13 protein-coding genes are annotated in these 11,884 nt (G+C 61.1%); 7 read left to right on the forward strand and 6 right to left on the reverse strand.

Annotation, left to right across the window (positions count from 1 at the left end; genetic code table 11):
- Nucleotides 1-50: 50 nt before the first annotated feature.
- Nucleotides 51-944 (forward strand): dihydrodipicolinate synthase family protein, encoded by an 894-nt coding sequence (locus RHIBR816_RS0126400; RefSeq protein WP_018239596.1) that lies wholly within the window; start codon nt 51-53, stop codon nt 942-944.
- A gap of 125 nt (nt 945-1,069) precedes the next feature.
- On the opposite strand, the gene RHIBR816_RS0126405 is transcribed toward RHIBR816_RS0126400, so the two are convergent.
- From RHIBR816_RS0126405 to RHIBR816_RS0126420, 4 genes are all read right to left on the reverse strand, one after another.
- Nucleotides 1,070-1,846, reverse strand: a complete 777-nt coding sequence (locus tag RHIBR816_RS0126405; RefSeq protein WP_018239597.1) for an amino acid ABC transporter ATP-binding protein — start codon at nt 1,844-1,846, stop codon at nt 1,070-1,072.
- A gap of 16 nt (nt 1,847-1,862) precedes the next feature.
- Complete coding sequence (locus RHIBR816_RS0126410; protein WP_018239598.1) at nt 1,863-3,017, reverse strand: amino acid ABC transporter permease; 1,155 nt, start codon at nt 3,015-3,017, stop codon at nt 1,863-1,865.
- Nucleotides 3,018-3,021: 4 nt separating this feature from the next.
- Nucleotides 3,022-4,215, reverse strand: coding sequence for an amino acid ABC transporter permease (locus RHIBR816_RS0126415; protein ID WP_018239599.1), 1,194 nt, complete (start codon nt 4,213-4,215; stop codon nt 3,022-3,024).
- A 91-nt stretch (nt 4,216-4,306) separates the two neighbouring features.
- Entirely contained in the window at nt 4,307-5,332 is a 1,026-nt protein-coding gene (locus RHIBR816_RS0126420; RefSeq protein ID WP_018239600.1) for an amino acid ABC transporter substrate-binding protein, read from the reverse strand.
- 339 nt (nt 5,333-5,671) lie between these two features.
- Between RHIBR816_RS0126420 and RHIBR816_RS0126425 the strand changes: the two genes are divergently transcribed.
- A complete protein-coding gene (locus tag RHIBR816_RS0126425) occupies nt 5,672-6,859 on the forward strand; it encodes a cystathionine beta-lyase (protein WP_018239601.1) in 1,188 nt (395 codons plus the stop codon).
- A 9-nt stretch (nt 6,860-6,868) separates the two neighbouring features.
- On the opposite strand, the gene RHIBR816_RS0126430 is transcribed toward RHIBR816_RS0126425, so the two are convergent.
- Nucleotides 6,869-8,044 carry an FAD-dependent monooxygenase gene (locus RHIBR816_RS0126430; protein WP_018239602.1) on the reverse strand — a complete coding sequence of 392 codons (1,176 nt, stop codon included), beginning with the start codon at nt 8,042-8,044 and terminating at the stop codon, nt 6,869-6,871.
- Between the two features lie 28 nt (nt 8,045-8,072).
- On the reverse strand, nt 8,073-8,318 hold the full coding sequence (locus tag RHIBR816_RS0126435; protein WP_018239603.1) for a zinc-finger domain-containing protein: 246 nt from the start codon (nt 8,316-8,318) through the stop codon (nt 8,073-8,075).
- A gap of 175 nt (nt 8,319-8,493) precedes the next feature.
- Here RHIBR816_RS0126435 and RHIBR816_RS0126440 point away from each other — a divergent pair, with 175 nt between their 5' ends.
- From RHIBR816_RS0126440 to clpS, 5 genes are all read left to right on the forward strand, one after another.
- Nucleotides 8,494-9,279 carry an alpha/beta fold hydrolase gene (locus RHIBR816_RS0126440; protein ID WP_018239604.1) on the forward strand — a complete coding sequence of 262 codons (786 nt, stop codon included), beginning with the start codon at nt 8,494-8,496 and terminating at the stop codon, nt 9,277-9,279.
- Nucleotides 9,280-9,437: 158 nt separating this feature from the next.
- The gene (gene cysE / locus RHIBR816_RS0126445; RefSeq protein ID WP_018239605.1) at nt 9,438-10,265 is read left to right on the forward strand and encodes a serine O-acetyltransferase; all 828 of its coding nucleotides are present in this window, start codon (nt 9,438-9,440) and stop codon (nt 10,263-10,265) included.
- Between the two features lie 177 nt (nt 10,266-10,442).
- The gene (locus RHIBR816_RS0126450) at nt 10,443-10,646 is read left to right on the forward strand and encodes a DUF3126 family protein (protein WP_018239606.1); all 204 of its coding nucleotides are present in this window, start codon (nt 10,443-10,445) and stop codon (nt 10,644-10,646) included.
- Nucleotides 10,647-10,890: 244 nt separating this feature from the next.
- Nucleotides 10,891-11,244: a phasin family protein gene (locus RHIBR816_RS0126455; RefSeq protein WP_018239607.1), complete on the forward strand. Its 354-nt coding sequence runs from the start codon at nt 10,891-10,893 to the stop codon at nt 11,242-11,244.
- Nucleotides 11,245-11,528: 284 nt separating this feature from the next.
- Complete coding sequence (clpS, locus tag RHIBR816_RS0126460) at nt 11,529-11,882, forward strand: ATP-dependent Clp protease adapter ClpS (RefSeq protein WP_018239608.1); 354 nt, start codon at nt 11,529-11,531, stop codon at nt 11,880-11,882.
- Nucleotides 11,883-11,884: the final 2 nt, after the last annotated feature.

The following is an 11,884-nucleotide window of genomic DNA, read 5'->3' on the forward strand; positions in this document are numbered from 1 at the left end:
TTCCGAAATCATGGCAAGTAAGCTGATATATCACAATCAAGGAGGCTTCCATGTGGCGCGGCGTTTTTCCGGCAGTAACGACGAAATTCACGACTGAGGGTGATCTCGACAAGGCCGAGATGGAGCGCTGTTTCGCGCTGCAGTTCGAGGCCGGCGTTGACGGCATGATAGTCTGCGGCTCGCTCGGCGAGAACATGACGCTGGAGGCCGATGAGAAGATCGAGATCCTGAAGATCGCGAAGTCGGTCGCCGGCGGCAAGCCGGTGCTGATGACGATTTGCGAAAGCGCCACGCGCCGCGGTGAAGCGGCGGCGAGGGCAGCCGCTAAGGCCGGTGCCGACGGCTTCATGATTCTGCCCGGCGTGCCTTATAAATCCGCGCCGGCCGAGACGCTCGCCCACGTCCAGGCGGTGGCTGCCGCCGGTGGTTTGCCGATCATGGTGTACAACAACCCGGTCGCCTATGGCGTCGACGTGACGCTTTCGATGTTCGACGAACTGGCGAAGAACGAGCTCGTCGTCGCGATGAAGGAATCGACCGACGACATCCGCCGCGTCACCGATGTTCTCACCCGCTTCGGCGAGCGTTTCGACTGCTTCACCGGCGTCGACAACCTGGCGCTCGAGAGCCTGCTGATGGGTGCCCACGGCTGGGTTGCCGGCCTTGTCGTTGCCTTCCCGAAGGAGACGGTTGCGATCTGGAAGCTCGTCCAGGCCGGGCGTCTGGAAGAGGCGAGGGCGATCTATCGCTGGTTCCGTCCGCTGCTTGATCTCGACGTCTCCACCAATCTCGTCCAGAACATCAAGCTTGCGGAAGTTTTCGCGATCGATTCCAACGATCGCGTCCGGGCGCCGCGCCTGCCGCTTGCCGGTGCGGAGCGTGAGCGAGTTCAGGGCGTTATCGAGGCTGCTCTGGCAAAGCGTCCGGTCCTGCCGGTTCTATAATAAAGCAAGCGCCGCCGTCCGGCCGGCGCGGCTCTTCTCGTGGCGGAGCTTGCGAAGACAGCGCAAAATGAAAAACGGCCCGCCTGTAATGGCGGGCCGTTTTCGTGCGAGCGCGTACCGCGATTTCAGTGAAGGATCTGGCTCAGGAACAGCTTGGTGCGTTCGTGCTGCGGGTTGTCGAAGAATTCGGCCGGCGAGTTCTGCTCGACGATCTGGCCCTGGTCCATGAAGATGACGCGGTTGGCGACCTGGCGCGCAAAGCCCATTTCGTGGGTGACGCAGAGCATGGTCATGCCTTCTTCGGCAAGGCTTACCATGGTGTCGAGAACCTCCTTGACCATTTCCGGGTCGAGTGCCGAGGTCGGCTCGTCGAACAGCAGGATTTTCGGGCGCATGCACAACGACCGGGCGATCGCGACGCGCTGCTGCTGGCCGCCGGAGAGCTGGCCCGGATATTTGAGGGCCTGCTCGGGGATCTTGACGCGCTTGAGGAAATGCATGGCGATCTCCTCGGCTTCCTTCTTCGGCATCTTGCGCACCCAGATCGGTGCCAGCGTGCAGTTTTCGAGGATCGTCAGATGCGGGAAGAGGTTGAAGTGCTGGAACACCATGCCGACTTCGCGGCGCACTTCGTCGATTTTCTTGAGGTCGTTGGTAAGCTCGATGCCGTCGACGACGATCTTGCCCTTCTGGTGTTCCTCGAGCCGGTTGATGCAACGGATCATCGTCGACTTGCCGGAGCCCGACGGGCCGGCAATGACGATGCGCTCGCCGCGCATGACCCTGAGGTTGATGTCGCGCAGCACGTGGAAGTCGCCGTACCACTTGTTCATGTTGGTGATTTCGATCGCGACGTCCGTCGTCGATACGGTCATTTTCGGTGCGGTGGCAGTGTTTGCCATTTATGTTTCCCCTTTTTTATCGTTGGCTCTTGTCGAGCTGGCGTTCCATGAAGCCGGAATAGCGCGACATGCCGAAGCAGAAAAGCCAGAATACGAAGCCGGCGAAAATTAGCCCCGAGATCGGCGTGACCGAGGAGGCCCAGTTTGCGTCGGTGAAGTTGAAGCGAACGATGCCGAGCAGGTCGAACATGCCGATGATCGAGACGAGCGACGTGTCCTTGAACAGGCCGATGAAAGTGTTGACGATCCCCGGGATCACCAGCTTCAGCGCCTGCGGCAGGACGATGAGGTTCATCTTCTGCCAATAGCTGAGACCGAGCGAATCGGCGCCTTCATACTGGCCCTTCGGAATGGCCTGCAGACCGCCGCGGACCACTTCCGCCATATAGGCGGAAGCGAAGAGCGACACGCCGATGAGCGCCCGCAGGAACTTGTCGAAGGTGACGCCCTGGGGCAGGAACAGCGGCAGCATCACGCTTGCCATGAACAGCACCGTGATCAGCGGAACACCGCGCACAATCTCGATGAAGACCGTGCAGAGCATCTTGATCACCGGCATGTCGGAGCGCCGGCCGAGCGCGAGCAGGATGCCGAGCGGCAGCGAAACCGCGATGCCGACGAAGGACAGGGCCAGCGTGACCATGAGACCGCCCCAGAGCGCCGTCTCGACATAGGTCAGGCCGAACCAGCCGCCGGGAAGCAGGATGGTGGCGATGATCGGCAGGGCGGCGAACAGGAGTATCGCGTTCAATCCCTTGTAGGGGATCCTGGGGATCAGCATCGGCACCAGGAACAGGACGAACAGGATGCCGACGAGGGCCGGGCGCCACCGTTCTTCGATCGGATAGCGGCCGAAGACGAACTGGTCGAACTTTGCATTGACGAAGGCCCAGCAGGCGCCGCTCCAGCCTTCCGGCTGCGAGCCGCCCTGTGAGAGCGTGGCGCAGACGCCGCGCCCCCCGCCCGTCCAGGCGGCATCGATGAACAGCCACTGAATGGCAGGCGGCACCAGCCACGCCAGCAGGAGCAGGCTGACGATCGTCAGGGCGGTGTCTTTCGGTGTGGCGAACAGATTTTTCCGCAGCCAGGAGACAGCGCCGCTTTGCAACGCGGGGGCGGGGGAGGCTTCGATCATCGAGCCACGAACGAAAGATGCTTGTTGCGTGCTCATGATCTTACCTCTCCACCAGCGCCATACGGGCGTTGTACCAGTTCATGAAGAGCGAGGTCGCGAGGCTTAGGCTGAGATAGACGATGATCCAGATGCTCACCACTTCGATCGACTGGCCGGTCTGGTTGAGGATCGTGCCGCCGACTGCGACGAGATCCGCATAACCGACGGCGACCGCCAGCGACGAGTTCTTGGTGAGGTTGAGATACTGGCTGGTCAACGGTGGAATGATGATTCGCATCGCCTGCGGGACGATCACCAGCCGCGTGGTCAGCCGGGGACGAATGCCAAGCGCATGGGCCGCTTCGGATTGTCCCTTTGAGACGCCGCGGATACCGGCCCGGACGATTTCCGCGATGAATGCAGCGGTATAGAAGGACAGCGCGAGGAAGAGCGACATGAACTCCGGTCCGACGACCGAGCCGCCGGTCAGGTTGAACTTGCCGGCGACGGGCACGTCGAAAGTGAGCGGTGCGCCGGTGGCGAGGAAGGTGAGGAGCGGCAAGCCGATGATCAGCCCCAGCGCGGTCCACAGGACAGGAAAGCGTTGGCCGGTTGCCATCTGTTTCTGGCGTGCGTAGCGGGCGACGAAGAAGGTCGCAGCGACGGCGATGAGCAAGGCAAGGAGGGTGTATAGCGAGCCCTCTCCCGGAATGGGTCTGGGGAAGGCGAGTCCGCGGTTGCTCACATACATATTGAAGGGCAGGGCGAGCGCTTCGCGCGCCTGCGGCAGGATCGCCAGAACGCCGCTGTACCAGAAGAAGATGACCAGCAGCGGCGGAATGTTACGGAACACCTCGACATAGGCGAGCGACAGCTTGGCGATGATCCAGTTGTGCGACAGCCGTCCGATGCCGACGATGAAGCCGATGACCGTTGCGGTGATGATGCCCGTCACCGCCACGAGCAGCGTGTTGACGAAGCCGACCACCAGAGCGCGGCCGTAGGTGGAATCGCTGGTGAACGAAATCAGCGACTGCCCGACGTCGAAGCCTGCGCGGCTGTTCAGGAAGCCGTAGCCGGACGCGATATTCGCGCGTTTCAGGTTTTCGATCGTGTTGTCGGCGATCCAATAGATCAGGACCGCAAGAAGGATGACGGTGACTGCCTGGTAGAAGATCCCGCGCGCCTGAGGATCGTTGATGATCGATCCCGAGGATTTGCTTCTCTCAGGCGCATTCGTAACGCCAATGGCCATACAATGCCTCTTTCCCCAATCCGCCCTTGTTGGGCGTTCTTATCGTTGCAACGGAGGAGCGGCGTGCCGCTCCTCCGAGATTTCTAACCGATCAGCGAACCGGCGGGGCGTACTGGATGCCGCCCTTGCTCCACAGAGCATTCAAGCCGCGTTCGATCTTCAGCGGGCTGCCGGCACCGATGTTACGGTCGAAGATTTCGCCGTAGTTGCCGACGGCCTTGATAACGTTGACCGCCCACTCGTTGGTGAGGCCGAGGTCCGTGCCGATCTTGGTGTCGGCTTCGACGCCGAGGAAGCGCTGAATGTCCGGGTTGGGCGACTTCTTCATTTCCTCGACATTTGCCTGGGTGATGCCGAAATCCTCCGCGTTTATCAGCGCGTAATGAACCCAGCTGACGATATCGAACCACTGGTCGTCACCCTGGCGCACGGCCGGACCGAGCGGCTCCTTCGAGATGATTTCCGGCAGGATCATGTGTTCGTCCGGCTTGGAGAGGGTGAGGCGCAGCGAGTAAAGGCCGGACTGGTCGGTCGTGTAGACGTCGCAACGGCCAGCGTCGTAGGCGGCGTTCACTTCCTCGAGCTTCTCGAAGACGACCGGGTTGTACTGCAGGTTGTTGGTCTTGAAGTAGTCGGCGAGGTTCAACTCGGTCGTGGTGCCGGTCTGGACGCAGACAGCAGCGCCGGAGAGTTCGAGCGCGGACTTCACGTTGAGGCCCTTTCGAACCATGAAGCCCTGGCCGTCATAGTAGTTGACCGTGCGGAAGTTGAAGCCGAGCGCCGTATCGCGGTTGATGGTCCAGGTCGTGTTGCGGGCGAGAACATCGACCTCGCCGGACTGCAATGCCGGGAAACGCTCCTTCGCGGAGGTCGGCGTGTACTTCACCTTGGTGGCATCGCCGAAAATTGCGGCCGCAATCGCCTTGCAATAGTCGACGTCAAAACCGCTCCAGTTGCCGGAAGCGTCAGGGGCTGCGAAACCGGCCAGACCGGTGTTCACGCCGCACTGGACAAAGCCCTTGGCCTTCACGTCGTCAAGGGTTGCGGCCGATGCCGCATGTGCGCCAATCCCCATGACAGCAGCGCCAACAAGAGCTGTCAGAATTCTTTTTGCCATTTTTTTGAACCTTTTCGGTTGTTGTAAGTTCCCGTCTGCACTGATGCGCTCCGTCGGCGCGTGCAGCCTCTGCCACCCTCCTGGCATGAGTGCAATCTATCTCATGCTCAAAATCCATGAGGGTCAAGAGACGATGCCGATTTTCTGATTTTCGATGTGAAAAACTGAAAATTCGCCAGAAGTTTAAGCAGATTTTGCTGGAAATCGCCCGTTACTGAATAAAAAACCGTCAGTTGCGTATTTCTGAGCGATCGATCCCCTGGTATCGAATTTTCTCTTGACCCCATTCGTGCCGCGTTCGATGAGTTTCCATCGAGTTTTCAACCGCGGAATCGTTCAATGGCAGAGAAAATGAGCGCGCGTGGAGAGATCGGCATCAACACCCGCCTCGCGCACACCGGCAACAATCCCTCCGACTACCATGGATTCGTCAATCCGCCAGTGGTCCATGCATCCACCGTGCTTTTCCCGAACGCGAAGACCATGGAAACGCGGGCACAGAAATACACTTACGGCACGCGAGGCACGCCGACGACCGATGCGCTCTGCGATGCAATCAACGAGCTCGAAGGCGCGGCGGGAACGATTCTCGTCCCGTCGGGGCTGGCCGCGGTGACGGTGCCGTTCCTGGCATATCTCTCCTCGGGTGACCACGCGCTGATCGTCGATTCGGTCTATTTCCCGACCCGCCATTTCTGCGACACGATGCTGACCCGGCTTGGGGTTACGGTCGAATATTACGATCCGATGATCGGTGCAGCCATCGAGAGCCTGATCAGGCCGAACACGCGGCTGGTGCACACGGAGGCGCCGGGCTCGAACACGTTCGAGATGCAGGATATCCGGGCGATTGCCGACGCCGCCCACCGGCACGGCTGCATCGTCACGATGGACAACACCTGGGCAACCCCGCTTTACTTCCGTCCCCTCGACCACGGCGTCGACATTTCCATCCACGCGGCTACGAAATACCCGTCCGGGCACTCGGACGTGCTGCTCGGAACCGTTTCGGCCAACGCGGCGCATTGGCCGGCCCTGACCGAGGCGATGGTGACGCTCGGCGTCTGCGTCTCGCCGGACGACAGCTACCAGATCCTGCGCGGCCTACGGACCATGGGAGTCCGCCTTGAGCGCCACCAGGAAAGCGCGCTGGCGATTGCCCGTTGGCTCGAAAGCCGTGAAGAGGTGGCGCGCGTGCTGCATCCGGCGCTGCCGAGCTTTCCGGGGCACGAGCTGTGGAAGCGCGACTTTGGCGGCGCGAGCGGCATTTTCTCATTTGTCCTGAAGGCAGAGCCTGAAAAAGGCAAGGCGAAGGCGCATGCCTTCCTCGATGCGCTCTCATTCTTCGGCCTCGGCTATTCCTGGGGCGGCTTCGAGAGCCTCGCCCTTCATGTGAACCTTTCCGATCGCAAGGTCGCCAAGGCTCCGTCCGGAGGCCCGGTCATTCGACTGCAGATCGGCCTCGAGGATGTTGTCGACCTGCGCCGTGACATCGAGGCAGGTCTTGCGGCCGCCAATGCCGCCTGAGGCTTAGCCTTACCGACGTTCCGAGCCGTCGTATCCGTAGAGCCAATCGAGATCGGCCGCGAGCGCCTCGGGGCCTTTCAGCGCGAGGACCAGGTTGCGCGCGACCCGAACCGGCCCGCGGGCGTGATAGGCGAATCGATTGAAGGCCGCGCGATTGCGCACCCGGGCGATCCGCGCCCGACGCGCGTGCTCGTAGCGCCCGAACGCCGCCGGCGGGTCGGCGCATGTCGCGAGGCAATGCGCGAGTTCGCTGGCATCCTCGATTGCCATCGCGGCGCCTTGTGCGGCAAAGGGCGTCATGGCGTGGGCGGCATCGCCGATCAGGACAAGGTCCCGTCCATTGTGCCAGGCGCCCTCGTCGACGGTGCACAGGGGCCAATAGGTGGCCGAGACCGCATTCTCGATCATGGAACGCAGGTCGCGATGCCAATTTTCGAAGGCGGCGGCGAACTCCCGCCGCCGCTCCTCAGAGTCCTGGCCGATCCAGGCTGCCGCGGTGGGCTTGCCGCCAATGATCGCGACAAGATTGAAGCCGTCGATTTCGCGGAGCGGGTAGGCGACCAGATGCGCATTCGGTCCGAGGAAGGCCGTGACACGACTTGCCGACAGGCGGGTGGACGCTTCGACGCCGGGCAGTAACAGCCGCCAGGCGATATTGCCCGAGAACCGAACGCCGCCGGCGCCGTCGATGGAGGCTCTCGTCTGTGACCAGATGCCGTCGGCGCCGATGACCACCTTCGGGCGGCGACCTATCACGGCGGCAACGGCCGCAACCGGATCACCTTCAACGCGCTTTCCCAGATGCAAGCGGCAGAGCGGCTCCGACCGTACGGCCCGCAGCAGGATTTTCTGCAGGCTGGCGCGATGCAGCACGCCATATGGGGCCGCCCAGCGGCTGCGCGCGTTCGCGCCCGCCGGCACGTCCGTGAGCGGTCGCAGCGTGCGTCCGTCGACAAGAGCGATCGAGTCCGGCTCGCTCCACACGTCCTGGAGGGCGGGGAGCAGGCCGAGGTCCGTCAATATGCGCGAGGCATTCGGTGACAATTGCAGACCTGCGCCCACTTCGTCCAGCGCGTCCGCCTGCTCGAATATATCCGTAGAGAAGCCCTGCCGCGCAAGGCACAGCGCCATTGTCAGTCCGGCAATGCCGGCGCCGACGACCGCGACCGGATCAGCATTTTGCATCGGCGTCGAGCCGGAGGATGCAGCGAGGTCAGGCAGCCCTGGTCTCGAAGAGACAGCCCGGCGGAATCGTCTCGGTCGCCTTCAGGCTCTGATTGTAGCGATAGAGTGTCGAGCAATAGGAGCAGACCTTTTCATTGTCGTCGCCCATGTCGATGAAGATATGGGGGTGATCGAAGGGAACGGATGCGCCGGTGCACATGAATTCCTTGACGCCGATCTCGATGACCCGATGCCCGCCGTCATTCTGGAAATGGGGGATGCTGTGGCCGGCCATGTCGTACTCCGATGAATGCAGTCTGGTGTCGATTTTGCCGGCACCATAGTGAGCTTTGGCGCAAATGTGTAGCAGCAATAACGAAGCGCTTGTGGTTTTTGAACCGGCGGGGGTTTTCGGCCATTCCGTTCCTCTCTAGTTTGCGGCGAAAACAGATTGATGTCCGGGAAAGACCATGGATTTGAACCCTCCACCATTTTCGCGCTTCACCCATGACGGCCTGGAGATCGCGTTTTTCGACGCCGGCGATCCGTCCGGAGATCCGATTCTGCTCATTCACGGATTTGCCTCGAGCGCCAACGTCAACTGGGTCTATCCCGGCTGGGTGAAGACGCTCGGCGACGCCGGCTACCGGGTTGTCGCGCTCGACAACCGCGGTCACGGCGCGAGCAGCAAGCCCTATGACGCTTCCTTGTACCACCCGCACCAGATGGCCGGCGATGCGGCCGCCCTTCTCGTCCATCTTGGTATCGGCGAGGCGCAGGTGATGGGCTATTCGATGGGCGCGCGCGTCTCCGCATTTCTGGCGTTGCATCACCCGCAGCGCGTTCGCTCGCTCGTGCTCGGAGGTCTGGGAATAGGCATGGTGACCGGGGTTGGGGATTGGGATCCGATCGCCGATGCGCTGCTCGCACCATCTCTCGAAGACGTGACGCATGCGCGCGGCCGCATGTTTCGCGCCTTCGCCGACCAGACGAAAAGCGACCGCCAGGCACTTGCCGCCTGCATATCGACCTCGCGCGATCTGCTTTCCGCCGAGGATGTCGCCCGCATCGACGTGCCGGTTCTGATCGGAGTCGGCACGAAGGATGACGTAGCGGGATCGGCACAGGAGCTTGCCGCCCTGATGCCGCATGCCAGGGCATTGGACATCCCGGGCCGCGACCATATGCTGGCGGTCGGCGACCGCGTTTTCAAGAAGGCGGTCCTGGAGTTTCTCGGTGAGGTCGGCCGAGCATAGGCGGCCAAAAGCGACCGCCGATTGAAACGCTGCCAGGCCATTTATATCGTTCGGGAATTGCCCTATATATGGGGCAGTGCAGGCCACGGATTGACTAGGCATGCCTGGCCAGGCCGCCCCTTGACCAGGCCACCTTTGACTAAGGAAGGAGCGCGACCATGGTCGCCAAGACCGAACTTCGCCAGACGGAGCCGCTGAAGGCGATCGACCCCATCTGGGACAGCCTGCGCGAAGAGGCGCGCTTCGCTGCCGAGCGCGATCCGATGCTTGCCGCCTTCCTCTATTCGACCGTGGTCAACCAGCATTCGCTGGAAGAGAGCGTGATCTACCGGATTTGCGAGCGGCTCGATCATCCCGACCTGCAGGCGAATCTGCTCCATCAGACGTTTCTGGAGATGCTCGAGGACTGGCCCGAATGGAGCACGATCCTGCGCGTCGACATTCAGGCCGTTTACGATCGCGATCCGGCTTGCACGCGATTCCTGGAGCCCGTGCTTTATTTCAAGGGCTTCCACGCGATCCAGACGCATCGGCTCGCCCATTGGCTGTGGAGCCGCGGGCGGAAGGATTTCGCGCTTTATCTCCAGAGCCGTTCCTCGAGCGTATTCCAGACCGACATCAACCCGGCCGCGCGCGTCGGGCGCGGCATCTTCCTCGACCACGCGACGGGCCTCGTCGTCGGCGAAACGGCGGTGATCGGCGACAATGTGTCGATCCTGCACGGCGTTACGCTCGGCGGCACGGGCAAGGAGGGCAGCGACCGTCACCCGAAGATCGGCGACGGCGTATTGATCGGCGCCGGGGCGAAGATCCTCGGCAATATCCATATCGGCCATTGCTCGCGGGTGGCGGCAGGATCGGTCGTGCTGAAGGCTGTCCCGCCGAAGACGACCGTGGCCGGCGTTCCCGCCAAGGTCGTCGGAGAGGCCGGATGCTCCGAACCCTCGCGGCAGATGGACCAGATTCTGGCGAGCTTCGATATCTGAAGCGGAAGAGGCGCCTTGCCCTCGGATCTGATCGCGGAGGGAAATTTTTGCGCGATAATTCAAGGCTATGTGCCCGTGGTCTGGCGTCTGCGCAAGCGCCCGGTGCCATAGTGGGTTTACACCTGGCGATGCCGCATGCGAGAAGCGCCGCAAATCAACCGGATACGGAGAATAGATTTGAAGCCCGAAGAAATCCGCAAGCTTGAGGCCTATTTCAAGCGCACCTTGAACCCGGCGATGGTCGTCAAGGCCCGTCCGCGCAAGGACGAATCCGCCGAAGTCTATCTCGGCGACGAGTTCCTTGGCGTGATCTTCCGCGACGAGGAGGACGGCGAGCTTTCCTACAATTTCTCGATGGCGATCCTCGACGTTGATCTGTGAGTTGGAGCGACGCGCAGTCGGTCGAAAGCTGCGCGGGGCCTCCACCACCTACCGGCGCCGGCCCGAGCAATCGAGCCGGCCTTTTTCTTGTTAAGTCATATTTTTCAAAGAAACTTGTCGGGTGAGACCGGATTTTCATCAAGCCGTTGCAAGAATTGTGTTTTACTGCATTGCACACTGAACTTGACTTTTTGTGCAGTGCACCTAGACTGACGCTTGCCCACCGCCCACAAGGAGAAGCTTGATGTTTAACTTCGATGATGCAAACAAAAAGAGCAAGGAAGCACTGGACGTGGCTGTAAAAAGCTACTCGACGCTGACCAAGGGCTTCCAGGCCATTGCAACCGAAGCCGCAGACTATTCGAAGAAGTCCTTCGAAGACGGTATCGCCCATATCGAGAAGCTGTCGGGTGCCAAGAGCCTCGAGGCTGCCTTCGAGCTCCAGACGAACTATCTGAAGTCGAGCTATGAATCTTTCGTCGCCGAAGCGTCGAAGATCGGTGAAATGTATGCCGATCTCGCCAAGGACGCCTACAAGCCCTACGAGGCGCCGGTCGCCAAGGCAGCTGCATCCGTGAAGTCTGCCGCCGCCGCCTGACGATAAGACCATCGCCATTGCAAGAAGGCCGGTCGCGGTTGCCGCGGCTGGCCTTCTTGTTTTGGTGCGCGCTCTTCCTGAAGCTGATGCGGCATTGCCGGTCTGGGGACAGGCGGAATGTCGGTCTCAGCAGCCGAAGAAATTTGATCAATCTTGTGCTTGGCCGTGCGAATATGATTGCAGTGCGTTGGTTCGGTCTTAAAATCCAAGAACGAACCATTAGATAAAGGCAAGCAGGCTGCGGTCATCTTCACGGATTGCAGCTGTCAAGGGAATGAAACAGAATGATCGCCATGTCGGTCCGGATGCAGCAGGGAAGCGACGGAAACGGAGGCGGCCCCAGTCGTGGGACGTCCGTCATCACGCGCACCAAGCCGAAGACCAAGAAGCCGAGTTTGTACCGCGTCCTGCTTTTGAATGACGATTACACGCCGATGGAGTTCGTCGTCCATATCCTGGAGCGTTTCTTTCAGAAGGACTTGGAACAGGCGACCATCATCATGCTTCATGTCCACAACCACGGCGTTGGAGAATGCGGCGTCTTTACCTACGAAGTCGCCGAAACCAAAGTGACGCAGGTAATGGATTTTGCCAGGCAGCATCAGCATCCCTTGCAATGCGTCATGGAAAAGAAATGAGG

The organism is Ensifer sp. BR816, from assembly GCF_000378985.1.
Lineage (GTDB): Bacteria > Pseudomonadota > Alphaproteobacteria > Rhizobiales > Rhizobiaceae > Sinorhizobium.